Source organism: Microbulbifer sp. JSM ZJ756 (genome assembly GCF_044383805.1).
GTDB lineage: Bacteria > Pseudomonadota > Gammaproteobacteria > Pseudomonadales > Cellvibrionaceae > Microbulbifer > Microbulbifer zhoushanensis.
Window position 1 is genome coordinate 774,581 of sequence record NZ_JBISER010000001.1, and the last position, 17,275, is coordinate 791,855.

General features: G+C 62.8%; 16 protein-coding genes. 4 read left to right on the plus strand and 12 right to left on the minus strand.

Going from position 1 to position 17,275, the window contains the following annotated elements; all coding sequences use genetic code 11:
- The first annotated feature begins 139 nt into the window (after positions 1–139).
- The 3 genes from ACH6CX_RS03510 to ACH6CX_RS03520 all read left to right on the plus strand — a co-directional run bounded on the left by ACH6CX_RS03510 (position 140) and on the right by ACH6CX_RS03520 (position 2,155).
- Complete coding sequence (locus ACH6CX_RS03510; protein WP_237061798.1) at positions 140–1,027, plus strand: N-acetylmuramoyl-L-alanine amidase; 888 nt, start codon at positions 140–142, stop codon at positions 1,025–1,027.
- 106 nt (positions 1,028–1,133) lie between these two features.
- Positions 1,134–1,469, plus strand: a complete 336-nt coding sequence (locus ACH6CX_RS03515) for an antibiotic biosynthesis monooxygenase (protein WP_232942977.1) — start codon at positions 1,134–1,136, stop codon at positions 1,467–1,469.
- Positions 1,466–2,155, plus strand: a complete 690-nt coding sequence (locus ACH6CX_RS03520; RefSeq protein WP_396674791.1) for an aspartate/glutamate racemase family protein — start codon at positions 1,466–1,468, stop codon at positions 2,153–2,155. Before ACH6CX_RS03515 ends, ACH6CX_RS03520 begins: the two co-directional genes overlap by 4 nt.
- 36 nt (positions 2,156–2,191) lie before the next feature.
- On the opposite strand, the gene ACH6CX_RS03525 is transcribed toward ACH6CX_RS03520, so the two are convergent.
- The 4 genes from ACH6CX_RS03525 to ACH6CX_RS03540 all read right to left on the minus strand — a co-directional run bounded on the left by ACH6CX_RS03525 (position 2,192) and on the right by ACH6CX_RS03540 (position 6,680).
- Complete coding sequence (locus ACH6CX_RS03525) at positions 2,192–2,926, minus strand: 5-oxoprolinase subunit PxpA (RefSeq protein WP_232942979.1); 735 nt, start codon at positions 2,924–2,926, stop codon at positions 2,192–2,194.
- 54 nt (positions 2,927–2,980) lie between these two features.
- Positions 2,981–3,910: a biotin-dependent carboxyltransferase family protein gene (locus ACH6CX_RS03530; RefSeq protein ID WP_396674793.1), complete on the minus strand. Its 930-nt coding sequence runs from the start codon at positions 3,908–3,910 to the stop codon at positions 2,981–2,983.
- A complete protein-coding gene (pxpB, locus tag ACH6CX_RS03535) occupies positions 3,903–4,607 on the minus strand; it encodes a 5-oxoprolinase subunit PxpB (RefSeq protein ID WP_396674795.1) in 705 nt (234 codons plus the stop codon). Before pxpB ends, ACH6CX_RS03530 begins: the two co-directional genes overlap by 8 nt.
- Before the next feature lie 147 nt (positions 4,608–4,754).
- Positions 4,755–6,680, minus strand: coding sequence for a glycoside hydrolase family 3 protein (locus tag ACH6CX_RS03540; protein ID WP_232942982.1), 1,926 nt, complete (start codon positions 6,678–6,680; stop codon positions 4,755–4,757).
- A gap of 374 nt (positions 6,681–7,054) precedes the next feature.
- Here ACH6CX_RS03540 and ACH6CX_RS03545 point away from each other — a divergent pair, with 374 nt between their 5' ends.
- Complete coding sequence (locus ACH6CX_RS03545) at positions 7,055–7,282, plus strand: hypothetical protein (protein ID WP_334079035.1); 228 nt, start codon at positions 7,055–7,057, stop codon at positions 7,280–7,282.
- 7 nt (positions 7,283–7,289) lie between these two features.
- Here ACH6CX_RS03545 and ACH6CX_RS03550 read toward each other — a convergent pair whose 3' ends face one another.
- From ACH6CX_RS03550 to ACH6CX_RS03585, 8 genes are all read right to left on the minus strand, one after another.
- Complete coding sequence (locus tag ACH6CX_RS03550; protein ID WP_232942984.1) at positions 7,290–7,739, minus strand: potassium channel family protein; 450 nt, start codon at positions 7,737–7,739, stop codon at positions 7,290–7,292.
- A gap of 16 nt (positions 7,740–7,755) precedes the next feature.
- Positions 7,756–9,246 (minus strand): efflux transporter outer membrane subunit, encoded by a 1,491-nt coding sequence (locus tag ACH6CX_RS03555; protein ID WP_396674798.1) that lies wholly within the window; start codon positions 9,244–9,246, stop codon positions 7,756–7,758.
- Positions 9,247–9,250: 4 nt separating this feature from the next.
- Positions 9,251–10,375, minus strand: a complete 1,125-nt coding sequence (locus ACH6CX_RS03560; RefSeq protein ID WP_396674800.1) for an HlyD family secretion protein — start codon at positions 10,373–10,375, stop codon at positions 9,251–9,253.
- 3 nt (positions 10,376–10,378) lie between these two features.
- A complete protein-coding gene (locus ACH6CX_RS03565) occupies positions 10,379–10,591 on the minus strand; it encodes a DUF1656 domain-containing protein (protein ID WP_396674802.1) in 213 nt (70 codons plus the stop codon).
- A gap of 50 nt (positions 10,592–10,641) precedes the next feature.
- Entirely contained in the window at positions 10,642–12,831 is a 2,190-nt protein-coding gene (locus tag ACH6CX_RS03570) for an FUSC family protein (RefSeq protein WP_334079037.1), read from the minus strand.
- Positions 12,832–12,856: 25 nt separating this feature from the next.
- Positions 12,857–14,092, minus strand: a complete 1,236-nt coding sequence (locus ACH6CX_RS03575; protein WP_396674805.1) for a cation:proton antiporter — start codon at positions 14,090–14,092, stop codon at positions 12,857–12,859.
- Positions 14,093–14,903: 811 nt separating this feature from the next.
- Entirely contained in the window at positions 14,904–16,187 is a 1,284-nt protein-coding gene (locus tag ACH6CX_RS03580; protein WP_396674807.1) for a Y-family DNA polymerase, read from the minus strand.
- Positions 16,184–16,843: a LexA family transcriptional regulator gene (locus ACH6CX_RS03585; protein ID WP_233005643.1), complete on the minus strand. Its 660-nt coding sequence runs from the start codon at positions 16,841–16,843 to the stop codon at positions 16,184–16,186. The genes ACH6CX_RS03580 and ACH6CX_RS03585 overlap by 4 nt, the downstream gene beginning before the upstream one ends.
- Positions 16,844–17,275: the final 432 nt, after the last annotated feature.

The window sequence follows — 17,275 nt, forward strand, 5'->3', positions numbered from 1 at the left end:
AGTGAACCCGTCGTCCAGCAGGTTTTCCCACCCTATGACCAGCACCGGCCATGCAAGAGGTTCCACCATACCGGGCTGGCGACGAATCCTTGCCGCCGCTGTCGCAGCTTCAGCACTGGCCGGCTGCAGCAGCGCAGGAATGAATCACACCCCCGGCAGTGACTATCGTATCGAGACGGTGGAATCGCAGAATGCCAGTGAGCGGGTGCGCTTCCTGGTGATGCACTTTACCGCCATCGACTTCGGCACTTCCCTGCGGGTCCTCACCCAGCCCAGCTCCGCACCGGTCAGCTCCCATTACCTGATTCCCGAAAGCGACGACCCCAGTTACCCCCACGACGAGCTGCGTGTCTACCAGCTGGTGGACGAGAATCGCCGGGCCTGGCACGCGGGGCCGGGCAAGTGGAAAGACCGCACCCAGGTCAATGACCAGTCGATTGGTATCGAGATCGTCAACAAGAGCCACTGCGTCACACCAGTGGAAAGTGGCGAAGTAGCCGTCGGCGATGAAAACTGCTTTTTCCCCGAGTTCGACCCGGCCCAGATCGAGCTGCTGATCGCCCTGTCGAAGGATATCCTCGCCCGCTACCCGGACATCACGCCTACCAATATCATTGGCCACGGCGACGTGATTCCCCAGTACAAGATCGACCCGGGCCCTCGCTTCCCGTGGCAACAGCTGGCCGAGGCCGGCATCGGCGCCTGGTACGAAGAAGAAACCGTCCAGCGTCACCTGGAACACCTGCAGGGCAATACTTCCAGTGACCGGGAAAGCCTGCGTCGCCGGTTTGCCCAGTGGCTCGCGGACTACGGCTACGGCATTGACCCGGAGTCCGCCACCGACGAGGACATCAGCCTCTATACCCGTGCCTTCCAGTACCATTTCCGCCCCTGGAAAGTGGACGGCGAAGTGGACAACCAGTCCCGCGCGATCCTGCTGGCACTGCTGGAAAAATACTTCCCTCGCAAACTGAGCGGCTACCCCGAAATCAATACCAGCGTGCTGGCCGAACTGGAACGCGAATAATCCGCGGGCAAATGACGGACGCCCGAGCTCGCCGCGCGCCGGGTGTCTTCCCTGCCCCGGGACGGGGTAGAATTCCCGCAGGAGAAACACGGGAGCCTGAACCAGTATGGACACCATTGCCCGAACCCCGCAGCCCCCCTACTACGCGGTCATCTTCACCAGCCTGCGCAGCGACATCGACGATGGCTACGGCACCATGGCCGCACGGATGCTGGAACTCGCCACGGACCAGCCCGGCTTCCTGGGCGCCGACAGCGCCCGCGAGAGTGTGGGCATTACGGTTTCCTACTGGCGGGACCTGGAATCCATCCAGCGCTGGAAGCACCACACGGAGCACTGCGAGGCCCGCCGGCTGGGCCGCGAAAAATGGTATACCGCTTTCAGCACGCGGATTTGCAGGGTCGAGCGGGATTACACCTTTGACCGGAGCGGGACGCCATGAAAACCATTGGCATCCTGGGCGGCATGAGCTGGGAATCCACGCTGGAGTATTACCGCCTGCTCAACCAGGGTGTACGCGAGGCACTGGGTGGCCAGCACTCGGCGCGGATCGCACTTTACAGTGTGGACTTCGCCCAGATCGAACAGTTGCAGCACGAGGGTAACTGGGAAGCCACCGCCGAGATCCTGGCCCGCGCCGCGCAGGGAGTAGAGGCGGCCGGTGCCGATTTCCTGCTGATCGCCACCAACACCATGCACAAAGTCGCAGACCAGGTGCAGGCGCAGGTCGGCATACCGCTCCTGCATATCGCCGATGCCACAGCCGACAGCCTGCGCCGGCATGGAATCGGGAAAGTTGGCCTGCTGGGCACGCGATTTACCATGGAGCAGGACTTTTACCGCGAGCGCCTGCGGCAACAGGGGATTGAGGTGCTGGTCCCCGACGAGGGTGAGCGGGAGCTGGTACACCGGGTGATCTATACCGAGCTGTGCCAGGGTAGGGCCAACCCCGACTCAAAAGCGCGCTACCTGGAAATTATCGCCGGGCTGGCAGGCCGCGGCGCAGAGGGCGTTATCCTCGGTTGCACGGAGATTTCACTGCTGGTGCAACAGCCCGATACACCGGTGCCGCTGTTCGATACCACCGCCATCCATACAGACAGGGCCGTGGCATACGCACTGGACTGATGCCGGGAAGACTGATGCCAGGAAAAGGAGCCGGGGCTAGCGCCGCTCACCCAGCGCCCGGCGGATGTCCACAATCGTGGCGACACCTTCCGGGTTATCCCCGTGCACACAGATGGTGTCCGCCTGCAGGGCATACTGCCGGCCGTCACTGGTGGTGACACTACCGGCAGCAATTTCCTGTACCTGGCGCAGTATCTCGTCTCGCCGGTGCAGCACCGCCCCCTCCTCACTACGCGGCACCAGCAGCCCGGCAGGGGTATAGCGCCGGTCGGCAAAGGCTTCCAGCAGCACATCCAGCCCGTATTCCGCCGCCAGCTGCCGGTGCCGTTCGGCATCCGGTGTTGCCATCAGCATCAGCGGCAGGTTGCGCCCGTGACTGGCCACGGCCGCGAGAATTGCGCGTAACACCGACTCGTCCCGCAGCATATCGTGGTACAGGGCCCCGTGCGGCTTGACGTACTCCACCCGGGTGCCCACTGCCCTGGCCAGCCCCTCGAGGGCACCAATCTGGTACAGCACCATCGCGGAAATCTCATCCGGGGAGCACTGCAGCGAGCGGCGGCCGAATCCCGCCAGGTCCGGGTAAGCCGGATGGGCACCCACCTGTACCTGGTGATCCGCCGCCAGGCGCAGGGTACGCTGGATAGTCAGCGGGTCGCCCGCATGGAAACCACAGGCAACATTGGCCATGTCGATATGCGGCATTACCGCGGCTTCCCCGGCCACCTGCCAGCGGCCGTAGCCTTCCCCCAGGTCACAGTTCAGTTTCATGCCGGCCTCCCAACTGGTTTATCTCGCTTCATGCGCCCGTTTCCATCACCCTCGCTAACCGGTTTCGCACTCGAAAAAGCGCCGCTGCTGCCGCAGGGCCTGCTGCGCCCCTTCCAGCGTGCCGAGGCTGAATAATACCGTCGCCCCCGGGCGCGCCTGCGCCAACAGGTCCAGGTCCACGCTGTAAACATGGCCGATTTTCGGGTAACCGCCGATCGTCTGGCAATCTGCCATCAAAACGATCGGCTGCCCGTTACTTGGCACCTGGACTGCGCCCGGCGCCACTGCCTCCGAAATCATACTTCCCGGCAACCCGGTCATGGGTGAGCCCTCCAGGCGCACCCCCATCCGGTCTGAAAGGGGCGACACCCGGTAAGCCTGCGACAGCAGGGTTTGCCGGTGCGCGGAAGAGAAAAGCTCAAACTGGTTGGAAGGCACCAGCCGCAGCGGGATATCGCCGCCGTACTCGCGAATATACTCGCGCGGCACCCCGGCCAAGAGCGTCTCGGCAGCGGCGATATAGGGCAACCGGTCGCCGGACCGCAACGACCTGCCGGCAATGCCGCCAATCCGCTCGCCCACCGTTGTGGCCCTGCTGCCCCAGACCGGTTCAGCCTGGATTCCCCCGGCCAGGGCCAGGTAACTGCGGACACCACTGCGGGCCACCTCAGCCTCCAGCAGGCTGCCGCTTTCAGCACGGTGTGCAGCCCAGTTGGCAACCGGCCTGCCGTCGAGGCGCCAGTTGCACTCGGCACCGGCCAGGGAAAATGTGGTGGCGTGGGAAAAGCGCATGGCAAAGGGACCCAGGGTGATCTCCAGCAGGGCATACCCCGGTGCATTGCGCAGTAACCTATTGGCCCAGCCAGCCGCGTGCCGATCGAGGGCACCGCCGGGACTGACGCCCAGGTGCCGCTGGCCATGGCGACCGCTGTCCTGGATCAGGGTCAGGGGCCCGGCACGCTCCACCGTGGCGAATTCACCCATCGAGTTCGCCCCCCAGCTGCTCGAACTTTTTCCTGGTCACCGGCACAAAGCGCACCCGGTCGCCCACGGCCAGCAGGACGCGCGGTGGGTTGCTGCTGCGGTCAAACAACGTCTCCGGACAGCGGCCGATCAGGTTCCAGCCACCGGGGCAGCTGTCCGGGTAAACCGCCGCCTGCGCACCGGCAATGGCCACGGCACCGGCAGGCACCCTGGGCCGGGGCGAATCCAGCCGGGGCACTCGCAGGGGTTGCGGCGTTTTACCCATAAAAGCAAAGCCCGGGCGAAAGCCGAGTGCGTACACGCGGTACTCTTCCGCCGCATGCATATCGATAACTTCCCCGGTGGTGAGGCCGGCAAATTCCGCCACCCGTTCCAGGTCCGGCGCAGCTTCCCCGCCGTAATAGACCGGCAACTCCACCATCCGGCCCTGCGGGGCTGCCTCTACCTCATCCGGCTCCAGCAATACCTGCTCCGCACACTCTTCAAGTTTCCGGTGAACCTCGCGGTATTCACTGCGCAACAGGTCGTAAAAGACGGTGACACTGCAGTAAGAGGGCACCACATCGGTGACCCGGTCACCCATCTCGCGGCGCACCAGCGCGGTCAGTCGCGCGATACGCGCCAGCGTCCGCTCGTCATAATCATCGGAAAGGTAGAGTGTGAGGGATTCGTCGCTGGAATCAGCGATCCGCAACATAAGGCCACTCCCTGCTCTCGCCGCACCCCGGGATAACGGGGCACCGGCCGTACATATCCCCTGGAATTCCCCTACAGGTTATCCCAAAACAGCCCGCCGGCGCAGCACCGGCGAGCCGGGTAATTGCGCCGCATTCCATCCGCTATATCAGGTACCGGGGTTACCCGGGGAGCCGGCCGGCAAGGGCGATTCCACTGGCAATACCGTCACCGGTACCGCACCAGCGGGCAGGGTTTTCCGGGTCAGCGCCTCGGCCAGGGCCATATAAATCGGCCCATGTAGTCGGTTGTCATTGTCGATAAACGCCTTGTAGTCAAAGCTGGCGATATGGATATCCGCCAGTTCACGGAAGCCCGCGGCCTCGTACGGCGAGCGCATGCTGACAAACACGGTCTTGCATTGCCGCGCCCGTGCGCGTTCCAGGGTCTTGCGATACTCGCGGTACAGTGCGTGCACCGGCAGGCGCGCGCGGCGCAGTCCCGGCAAGTCTTCCATGCCACCCCATTCCACCGCACTCTCGCCGGGAACAATGCTGGCGACAATCACCAGGTCGGCGGGTTGGTCCTCGATCCGCGCCGCTGCTTCCTGCGGTGGCACTATCTCGATCCGGGCACGGGTAACCGCCTCCAGCGAAAGGCGGAAAGCCTGGCCCACCTCCTCCGATGGGGCGACAACCTGGATGGTCTGCACCCCCTGGTCGATCACCGGCAGCGTCCCGGCCTCGACCGGGTAAATGGCGCTGAGCGCCGCACCGGCCAGCTCACGGGCAATTGTCCGGTGCCCCGGGCTGGCCATTACCTGTCGCGCCGCGGCGACTTTCTCCCGCTCCCCCGCACCAATCCAGTCGCGATCGATCACACGCTGCTTGAGGGCGGCAATGCGGTCGATCGAAGCATCGATTTCCGCCAGGGACAGCTCGCCCCGCTCCACTGCCGCCACCACGTCGGTGATCAGCTGGTCCAGCTTTTCCAGGTCCTCAGGGAAACGCACCTTGATCGGCATCAGGGCAATATCCGCACCGGCGGCGAAAGTGCGCACCACCGCCTCTTCCGGGGTGAAGTAGTGGCTGATACCGGCCATATGCAGGGAATCGGTAATGATGAGCCCCTGATAATCGTATTCGTCCCGAAGAATTCCGGTGAGGATTTTCCGTGACAGGGTGGCGGGCACGACGATTTCCTCACCGCTTTTCGCAACCAGAGTGCTGTCATCCAGTGCCGGGTACTGGATATGCGCGGTCATGGTCAGTGCCGGCGCAGCGGCGCCGATCACATGCCGGAATGGCAGCAGGTCCGTGGCCCGTGCCTGCTGCCGGCTGCGCTCAACCCGCGGCAGCCCGGTGTGGCTGTCGACCGAGGTATCACCGTGGCCGGGAAAATGCTTCAGGGTTGCGGCAATACCGCCCTGCTGGAAAGCCTGCACGCTGGCAGTCCCCAGCTCCGCCACCACCTGTGGATCCTCGGAATAGGAACGGACATTGATCACCGGGTTATCCGGGTTGCTGTTCACATCCACCGTGGGGGCAAAATTGACATTGAACCCCAGTACCTTCAGCTGCTCTGCCATGGCCAGGGCGGTCTGGCGCGCGAACACATCACCGTGCTTCGGGTAGGTGGCACCGATGGCCATATTGCCGGCAAATGCCGCACTCTCATTGCGGGGCAGGCGATTCACGCGCCCCCCTTCCTGGTCTATCCCCAGCAGCAGCGGCCAGCCGGTAGCAGATTCAAGTGCCGCCCGTTGCAATGCGTGATTCAGCCGCACCATCTGGCCACTGTCCCGCAGGTTATCGGCAAACAGGATCACCCCCCCCAGGCTGTTGCGGGCAATCAAGTCCCCCAATTCCGGCGGCAGCTCGGTGACCGGTTGCCGGCAGTTCTCCCGCATGCCATCTCCGCGGTTGGTCGTCCCACAGTAATAACGCAGGTCCAGCATGATCTTCTGGGCAATTTTCTGCCGCAGGTCCAGGTCCGATACGGCTGCCACCTCAGTGTCGTCGCACGCGGAAAGTGAGAACAAGGCGGCCAGCAGGGCCGCGGGCCGGGCAATTCTGGACAGGCTGGGAATCTTCATCGCGGGAGATAATCCATTATTCTACGGCTTTCTGGATGGAATATTTTATTCTGCCGAAGATCTTTCCCGTTCACAAGGAAAAACCGCGCAGTGTCGGGCCGCTGTCCGCCCGGCTCGGGGGCACGCATCGACATTTCCAGCGGATACCGACACAGACAGCCGGGAAATGACAAAAGTCCCTCATCAGGGCAGCCCCTGAGGCGGCGATTTCTACATTCGGCAAGCTTATCCCACCCCGGGGCGGCCCGCGGCGATGAAACGCACAGGATTGTTTACGCTTAATTCAACATATGGCTGGTAAACGGTTCACAGAGTGAACCACCTGGCCGGATACGGATGCCTGCATTCTGGTCCATGGGATCATGGAGGCAAGCGTGTCATCGAGCAGCTGGAATGAAATCATCGACAAGCCGACCTTTCTCGGCTCGCTGTTCCTGCTGATGGCGTTCACCCTGCCCCTGGTGATCTTCCCCGAGGCTGGTGCGGCCTGGGTGGCGACGGCCAAGGCCTTTGTCACCGACAAGCCGCACAAGGAGGCGGGGGCGGGGCCACAGCCACCCATCCAGGCTGTAACCAGCGCGGTGCGCTTATCCAGTCGTTAATTCCAGCTTATTCAGGGTCGCGAGGGGAGCCCAGTGAATCCTTCGTATACAGGCGCTGGACCACCATGATCACGATTGCCGTGGTCCAGCCGAAAATGATGATGCCACTGGCTGCCTGCAATGATGAGAGCAGGCGCCACTCTTCCCCCAGCACAATATCGCCGTATCCCAGGGTGGTGAATGAAACCATCGAAAAATACATGGCCGGTTCCAGTTCCCGGAACGCTCCCAGCATGCGGTAGGCGGTGGCCCAGATCCAGACCTCGAATGTCGAGGTCAGGAACATCAGCAGCACAGTGAGTGAGACCACCGCGGGGCGGCCGGGCACCAGAACCGGATGCCCCGGGCGCAACTGGTTGAGGGCGCGAGTCCAGTGAATGGCAATTATCATGGCAACCGCGTGAACCATGGTTGTCAGGATGATTAGTACCGATGCGATCAGGATCACCTTGAGCATTACTTTCCCGCCTTCCCTATTGCAGCACCTTCTTCCACTTACCGGTACGATCGAGCATCTCATCCCGGACCGGCACCGGCAGCAGCTGCTCAACGCTGCGGCTCTCACGTACCTCCCAGCCGCCGCCCAGTGACCGGTATACCTGCACCAGGTTGGCAGCCACTGCACCCCGGGCCCGGGCGAGCAGGTCCTGCTGCTGTGCGTCAGCGGTCAGGGTACTGATCACCGTGTTGAAACCGACCAGCCCGTTGGTGTACTGGGCGGACGACAGTGCCACCGAGCGGCTCGACGCCGCCGCGGCGCGGCGATAGCTTTCCAACTGTTCGTGGGATTTCAGGTACGCCACAATCGCATTCTCCACGTCAGCCTGGGCCTGCAGCACGGCCTGGCGGTAGTCCTCCAACAATTGCTGGAAGCGCGCATCCTGCAAGCGAACATTGCTACGCAGCCGGCCGTAATTAAACAGGTTCCACTGGAAGCCCCCGAACAGGTTCCAGGCTTCACTTTCCCCCTCGAACAGCCTACCGGCTTCCATCGCGCGCGAGCCGATCGAGCCACCGATGGAAAAGGCCGGGTACAGCTCAGCCTCGGCGACACCAATCTGCGGTCCCTGTGCCGCCAGGCGTCGCTCCGCCGCCCTCACATCCGGCCGCTGGCGCAACAGGTCCTGGGGCATACCGATGGCAATCTGTGCTGGGACAACCGGAATCGCGCCCGGCATCCCCGCCAGTGATGTGGCTGCCGTGGGCGGCATTCCCAGCAGCACCGCCAGCGTGTTCTTCAATTGCTGCAGCGTGGTTTCCAGGCTGGGTACAGCCGCGCGGGTGTTATACAACAGCGCTTCGGCCTGCTCGGCATCGAGCGCACTGACCTCCCCGGCCTCGAACTTCGCCCGGGCAATACGCAGGCTCTCTTCCTGCAGGTCGATATTATTCCTGGCCACCTTCAGCCGTGCCTGCGTGGTTCGGATCGCCACATACGTCTGGGCAACCTGCGCTACCAGCGAAACCAGGACACCGTCGTAATCGGCCACACTGGCGCCAAGGTCGGCGCTGGCGGACTCCACCTGGCGCCGGAATCTCCCCCACATATCCAGCTCCCAGCTGAGATTGAAGCCAATATCGTATTCCTCGATGATCAGCTCGCTCTCCTTGGTACGCGAGACAGAACCGGCTAATTCCTGCAGCTGTGGGTACTGGTTACCGACGGCAATTGCCAGTTGCTGCTGTGCCTGCATTACCCTCAAGGCAGCCGAGCGAAGTGTGAGATTCCGGTCCAGCGATATAGCCACCAGCTGGTCCAGAACCGGGTCGCTGAATGCATGCTCCCACCAGAGCGGATCGACTGGCTGGCCGCTGTCCAGGCGCGCACTGCGCTCTTCACTCCAGCTGTCCTCGAGCGGCACCGGCGGGGGCCGATAGTCCGGCCCAAGGGTGCAGCCCGCGAGGCAACAGACCAGTACCAGTAGGGTCCACAGGCTCTCAAGCGTCCTCACGGCCTGTGGCAAGGACCTACTTTCCAGGGGATATCGGTCCATTCTCTTCCCGGGCGGCGGTGCCGCTTTTCACCATCACCGAACCGGTGATTCCTACCCGCAGCTCGACATCGTCGGGCACATTGTCCAACACGATTTTCACCGGCACGCGCTGCGCCAGGCGAATCCAGTCGAAGGTCGGGCTCACCGCAGGCAACAGTTCGTTGCCGGTGCTGCCATCCTGCTGTGAAATCCCGCGGCTGATACTGTCTACCCGCCCCGCCAGTGGCCGGTCCGGATATGCCATCAGGGTAACGACGGCACGATCTCCCGGCGCAATCCGTGCAATGCTGGTTTCCTTGAAATAACCCTCTACCCAGAAGCTGCCGGCGTCGACAATTGCCAGGGCGGCCTTATTGGCGACAGCCTGGCTCCCATCGCGCAGCCTCAGGTTGGTGATGTAACCATCCACTGGCGCAGTTACCCGGCTAAACTCCAGGTTGAGTTCCGCCTGCCGGACGGCCGCTCGCGCAGCCCGGATACTGGCATTTGCCTCGCCGACAGTACCCAGCCGTGCACGGGCCTCTTCCAGGTCAGCACGGGCCCCGTCGAGCGAAGCCCGCGCCTGTGCCAGTTTCGCCTCTGCCCCCTTTCGCTTTTCCCGCGCAATGGCGTGTTCCGCCTGCGCGCGCTCTAGCGATTTTCGTGACGTGGCGCGCTGCGGCAACAATTGTCGTTGCCGCTGGAGTTCGGCACGGCTCTTCTCGATCTCGGCATCAATTTCCTTTATAGCGCTCTCAGCCTGCCAGACAGCAGCCTCGGCCGCCTCAACCTGCGCCGCCGCAACCTGTACCTGCTGCTCGGTGGCCAGGTAGCTATCACCGGTTTTGTCGTATTCTGCGCGGGCACGCGCCAGTTCCGTCTCAAAGGGGCGCGGGTCAATCTGGAACAGGAGCGCGCCACGCTGCACATACTGGTTATCACTCACCGGTACATCCACTACCTGCCCGGTCACGTTAGGCGTCACCTGAATAACCCAGGCTCGCACCTGGCCGTTTCGGGTCCATGGGTTTTCGAGAAACTTCCATACGGCCAGGAGTGCTACCAGCATTGCAAGCAGCAGGACCAGCCCGGAAAACAGGTAATTTCTCGCGGCATTCATGTTTCAGATGCCAATAAAAAAAATGCCGAACAGCAGGGTGTATATGATCACCATGCCAATCAGGACCAGTGGGGGACTGGCAAAATACCGGGTAAGTCGATAATGATCGAATGCTCGTGCCGTCATCGTGGCCGCCCCGAACCCCAGGACAGCGGCAAGCAGCAGGGGGGGCAGGTAAATCCCTCCCAGGGATATTTCATGAGGTATTGGCAACATCGTGTATATCACTCCGTGAGTTGCTGTGCCCTGGCAATTGCTGTTCCTTGCTAGAAAAAACGCGGTTCACTCCATTTTCGCCAGTCAATCCCGCGCAGCTGCTCGGTGAGGGAGGCCAGTAGCTCACTGACACTCCGGGACACCCCCAGCAGTAATAGTGCCCCTTCCAGCTGACGCCCGTCCGGCTGACTACCGGCAGGCGCCCCTGTCGCGCCATGGTACTGGCGCAGCAGGTTTTCGATTTCCCGCAGTTGTGCACCTTCCCGTGCGCTGGAATTGGCGGGGGCTGGACGCTCCCCCTTCCGGGTAACAGCCGCCAATCGCTCCAGCGCATCAGCCGCGGCCCCCTGCCAGGATTCCAGTGCCGCCCCTGTAGCGTTTTTGCCCGCAACATCGCCGGCGTGCAGGCGCGCCTCCACGAGCGCATTGATACGCGCGGCCAGTGCCTCGCACCGGGCAACCACAGCCCGCAAGTTAGCCTCACTATCCCCTGGCAGGTAGCGCCGCTCAATAACCCCCGCTAACAGGGAGAGTCTGGCAGGAATCCGGGCGACCAGGTTGCGGTGATAGCGGCTGCGCCAACCGGTGGGTCGGCCCGTGAGGAGCCACGCGCAGCTGCACATAAACTGCCCGAGTTGGCGCTGGAACATGCGCTCAGGGCGTGGCGAGAAGGGTATATAGGCAGCAAAGGACAGTAGTATCAGCAGGAGGGTGACAACAACCAGCATGTTGGCGACAGCGCTGAAGCTGTAAACCTGTGAGTTGCTGATACCCATCACGGACACGAAAAATGCCAGCGCTATGGACCGCCCGGCAGCCCTGCGGGGACCGGAAAACAGCAGGCAGAGGGCGAATGTCACGCCGAAGATCAATGGTCCCAGCGACCAGAAAGTTGATAAGTGCGGCAGCACCAGCAGGTAGATGGCCCCGGAACAGAGAATGGCCACCAACACTGGCAGGAATATTTTGCGCGGTGCAACAAAGGGCATTGCCGCCAGTGCAATCGACAGTGAAGCGGCCAGGGAGAGGATCAGTGGCCCTGCCGGCAGGCCGTCAACGTACAGGTAACCCAGGTAAGCCAGCCAGATGGTGAATATTACCCGGGCAACCCCGCCGAGCCGGTCTGGATCGGGCATCAGGTTCCCCAACATCCTCGACGCCGCACCCGTGTCGGCCACGGCCGGGAATTTACTACCGCGACTCTTAGCTTCATTACTAATCGCGCATGCGGCCTGGGCTACGCTATCCACCTGCTCGGAAACCCGCTGCAACAGCCTCCTGAGGACGGTAACCACAGCCGAATCCAGTAGCCGGGAATCGGGAATGCGCGCCGCCTCGACAGCTATTTTGCCGTATTCTTGTGGCTCGCCGGGCTGCATTTCTCCGACGGGCCCCGTCAGCGCCTGCAAGCGCCTTTCAACTCCGGAGCAGTAACTGTCGATACCGGGTAGCAGTTCCCGCAACAGTCTGTCATCCACCTGGTAGAGACTTTCGCTCAGCCGCTCCAGTAACTCGGTCAGCTCTGTCGACGATGCCAGCAGCTGTTGCCATTCGCGGCGTCTCTCGTGGACCAAGTGGCTGTCTGCAATGGCCGCATCCAGCAACGGACTGACCGCCGACTGCGCGTGGACAAGGTCGCTGCGCGCGTTCACCAGTGCCGTTGTTCGCCCGGCGCCGGCAAGCACTGCCCGGCACTCCTGAAAAAGCGCCAGCTGGGCAGACTGTAACCGCTCGAAAGCCTCCCGGAGATCCCCTCTGCTGTTGCGTGGCCATATCAGCAGGGCCACCAGGGAGTACACCAGGATACCCAGTCCCGTCTGCTGGGTACGCAGCATCGCGATTTCAAAGGCGCCGCTGTGACTGGTGGCTGCGTTGACGCAGATGATCACACTGACCCAGCCGCCAATTTGCCAGAAGTAGGAGTCTTTTGCCCCCAGCGAGAGATAAGTGCACACTCCCAGCCACGATGACAGTGCAGCCATAAACAGCCACCGGTCCTGGGGAAAATGCGCCACTATCACCAGCGCGGCCACCACAGCCATCAGCGTGCCCAGCATTCGTAATGCTGCCTTATTGAGCGACATACCGAGCGACGACTGGCTCACCACTGCCACCGCGAGTCCCGCCCACGCCGCCTTACCCCAGTCGAGGCTGAGGGTAATGCCATAGACTGACACCATCGCCAGGGCGGTCTTTATTGATTCGCGAGTAGCGACGCTCAGTGGGGGCAATTTCAGCATCAAGGTAAGTCCTCCCCTGCCCCGCTCACCGTTCGTGGTGGTCGGTTTCACTGCGCGCGAGCCGGCTGGGCTCACCGGCGGCCAGCCGGCGGACAAAGGAGTTGGCGGTGAGGCCGTGGGCAATGACGCTCAGCAGGATCGTACACACCACTGTCACTGCGATCGTCCCTCCGCCGGGCAGCCTCTCATTCAGTACAATTACGCCGAAGACAATGCTCGCTAGCCCGCGCGGGCCGTACCAGCCTATGAATAGCTTTTCCGACGTCGAGGAACCGACGCCAGCAAGGCACAGGAAAACCGGCAACATGCGCACCACCGTCAGGCTCAGGACCGCATAGCAGAACACCTGCCAGGAGAGCAGGTGAAGATAATTCCCGACCACCCCAGCCCCGAAGGCGACCCAGGTCAGGAGGGCCAGGGTATCCCCGGTCTCCTCCGCGGCCGTCAGGAGCGGTTCTTTCTCTGCCCGGGCCAGCCAGCCGAACAGCAACCCGCCGGAAAATGCTGCGATGAAGCCGCTGCCACCAAGCCACTGCGCGGCGGAAAAACATCCCAACGCCATGGCCAGTACCGGGACCTGGCCCCAGGTCTCTGTGACCCAGCCACGCCCTGACGCAGCCCGGAGGAGGTGCGCCATCAAAAGCGTCAATCCCAGCCCCACCAGCAAGCCCAGGCCCAGCTCTTTCAGCACGAGCATCAGCCCCAGTCCTTTGGAGGCCTCCGGTGTCACCGCACCAGAGGCCAGTGCCAGGAATACAAACAATATCGGGACGCAAATACCATCATTGAGCCCGCTCTCCGCACTGAGCCCCTGGCGGATATAGGGAGGTACCGCGGTGTTGGTCACTACCGCCTTGCCCAGCGCAGCGTCCGTCGGTGCCAGCATCGTCGCCAGTACCGCCACTTCGAACAGGCTCAGCCCGTCGAACAGGAAAGCACCCACGACAACACCCAGCACAATGGTCAGGGGCAGGCCCACAAGTAGCAGGCGCCGCGGCACCCTGATCGTCTGCCGCAGCACGCCCAGGTCCGCGTTGGCGGCATCGGTGAACAGCACCAGGGCCAGGGTCAGCTCCGCCAGCGTACGCATCCCCCCGGAGTCAACATTGAGATCCAGCAATCCCAGGCCCTGGGCCCCCATCAGGAACCCGAACAGGGTGTATACCAGGGCACCGTTGATCGGTGTCCGGTCCGCACGACCGCCGATGACGCTGTAGAGAAATACAAACAGCGCCAGGATACAGACATTCTGGTAATTCATGGGTAACCCAAGCCTTGTGGCGCGTTCCAGCCATTGCCCACCCACGGCAGCGCAGGGACCTGGAAGCTGTCCTCAGTCTAGATGACACTATCGCCCTACCCGCCTGCCCACTGAGCATGCAGGCAAACCGAACGCCATCGGATCGGGCGGTGTCAGCGCTGTATAGGGCCACTGTGCTGGCGGGCTTGGGCGGCTGGGGCTTTGCCATACCATGGAATGTACCATCCGCCCTGAAGTGCCCCTGGTATGGCCGCTAGGGTGTTTATTGCACTACCTTTCAGCCGGGAGTACGCGGCAGGCCGCCGCGCCCCGGCGAACTGCGGACAAACGACATGAGTAGAAGCCGGGCATTCAATGCGGGCCAGCAGATCGTGTTAGCGGCAACTAACAGCCCGCCCATCTAAATCAGCGCCATTACCGGAAAGCATTATGGATCAGTGTGTCATTTGCGGAAGGGAAGCCGAAGTAACCGAAGGCTACTACTATAAAGTCACCTGCAGCACCTGCTTTGGCGGCAAGCCGTACGGCGTGGCGGGCGACTTGTGGAGGAGTGGCATTCCCATCGATGGCACAAGGGCGGAGGAAGTGCTCTCTGAGAAGTTTGCACAGGGACAGGACTTGCCAGTACTTGACTGGGATGGCACGGAATATCTTTAGCCTGTTTCCTGAACCTGGCCAGCCAAAGCCAGCTCGGGACGGTGATCACGCCCACATGTCTCTCAATGTGCGAGAGGATTCGGTTACTCTCCCACCTCCTGCATATTCCCAACAACGCCGCCCCCGCATCGCCCCACCTTCCGGTAATTGCCTGCTATCCCGTCCGCGCCACCGGCAGCTGCCGGAAGTCAGTGGTATATGCCGGTGACAGGTGTTCGCGTTTCATTTGCCATTCGTCCGACAGCCGGGCACTGGCGAGCACCGCCCCGCCCCGCCCGAACCGGCGGTTGATTTCCGACAGGCAAGCCGACAGTCGTTCATTGTCGTCGTCGCCGGTATTGCCGAACAGGTCGTCCTGTTGTTCCTGCGCCGGTTCCAGAGCCGAAAAACAGACCGAAGCGCGGCGATAGTCGCGCCCGGCTACATATATCTCCTCCAGGCAGCCCCTGGCGGCAGACGTGAGCGCCCTGCTGTCTTTCGTTGCCGGGCGGAATTCCGCCTGCCCCGACACATGCCGCCACTCCTGCCCGGCAGCCCGGGTCTGGACCGACACGGTGAGCCGGCCGGTGACGCCATCCTGGGCGGCAAGCTTCTCTCCCGCCAGCTGCACATGGTTGGCCACCGCCGCCATTACATCGTCAAACGACACGAGCAAACGGCCGAACATACGCCCGGAGACGATCTCGTTTTTCGCCTGCGCCAGCGGCGCCAGTTCAATACAGGGAATCCCCTGCAGTTCCCGCACGGTGCGCTCCAGCGTTACCCCAAATGCCTTGCGGATAGTGGGGACATGGGACGACGCCAGGTCCCAGGCGGTGTGGATGTCCAGCGTCGCCAGCCGCTTTGCCAGCCGGCGGCCGACGCCCCACACTTCACCGGCCGGCATCTGCCTGAGCAGCTGCTGGCGGTGGTACTCGGAACCGATCTGCAGGACACCCCCGGGGACATCCAGGGTCTTGGCGAAATGGTTGGCTGCCTTCGCCAGAGTGCGGGTGGGGGCAATCCCCGCGCAGCAGGGCATGGATGTCCACCGGTGTACCGACGTCACCAGTTGCTGGCAATGTGCCGCCAGCCCCTCACCGAAACCGGCAAAGTGCAGGAAGCTCTCATCAATACTGTACTGCTCCACATCCGGGCAGAATTGTTCCAGCGACGCCACAAAGCGGGTGGACATATCGTGGTAGAGCTCGTAGTTGCTGCTGCGCACCACCACGCCGCGGTCGCGGAACAGCTGGCGCACCTCGAACACCGGCACGCCCATTTTCACCCCCATCGCCTTGACCTCGCCACTACGGGCGATCACGCAGCCATCGTTGTTGGAAAACACCACCACCGGCCGGTGGCGGATGCGGGGGTCGAAGGCGCGCTCCGAGGACACATAGAAGTTATTGACGTCCACCAGGGCGACCTGGTCGGGCTGCTGGTCCCAGCGCTTCACGGTTTCCCCCTGTGCCGGGTGAGGCTGGCAATCACCACCCCGTCCAGGTCGAACTGCGGCGAGCGCGCCAGGACAATATCCGGGTAGTCCCCGTGGCCCGCCAACAGCCGGGGCGGGTTGCCCCGGTATTGCTTGACCAGGAAGCCCTCTTCGGACCCGGCGATGACAATGTCACCATCGTGCAACTCGCAGCTGCGATCCACCACCAGCAGGCTGCCGTGGTGAATACCAAAGCCGGTCATGGAATGCCCCTCGGCCCGCACCAGGTAACTGGCGTGGGGCCGCCGGATCAGCCAGTCGTGGATACTGCCGGGCGCGGGGCCGGGATCGGGCCGCCGCCGGTAAAGGGCGATGGTGGCCGCGATCACGACCCCCGTCCCCTCCCCTGTTTCCGCGCCTGCCGGCGGCCACTGCAGCGGCTCCGCATCGGCGCCGACCCATACCCGGTCGCCCGCCACCGGCTGCAGGGACCGGTCCAGCACAAGGTGCACCCGGCCATGCCCGCCCAGGGGAACCAGCTGGCAACTGGCGCGGCTGGGCCACAGCCAGTCATCCAGCACCAGAGGCCGGGCGGCATAGGCTGCCGCCGGTGACGGGAAGCCGGCGGACACGGCGACTGGCAATAACGGGACAGGGTTAGAAAATACTGTACACATATCCAGTATTTTCGGCAGGTAGCCCCAGCAGGTCAAGCACCGCGGTGCCGACAGGACTGACCGGCAGTCCGGCGCCACGCCAGTCGCTCCCGGTATCCGCGCGCCTGCACTTGGCACCCCATGCCAACATGGTGAACCATCGGCTTCCGGGGGCCGGGCACTGGCTATTGCACCGGCCCTTCTGGCGCTAAATTAAACATACTGCTGCGCCTCTTTTCCGGTCGATCAATAAAATCTGTAACCGGCTGCATCCAAACTACTCCCCCATCCCGTCAATAGAATCGTTGGCAACAGGAATTCATCGCTCGACCGGCTCAACCCGGCTTCGCACCTGTAGCCGCTCTTGGGGTTTCGTGATCTTATCGCACACGGTCCATACCAACTCACACCAACTGACGCCGGCAAGGATTTCGGCGAATCTGGCGAGATGAG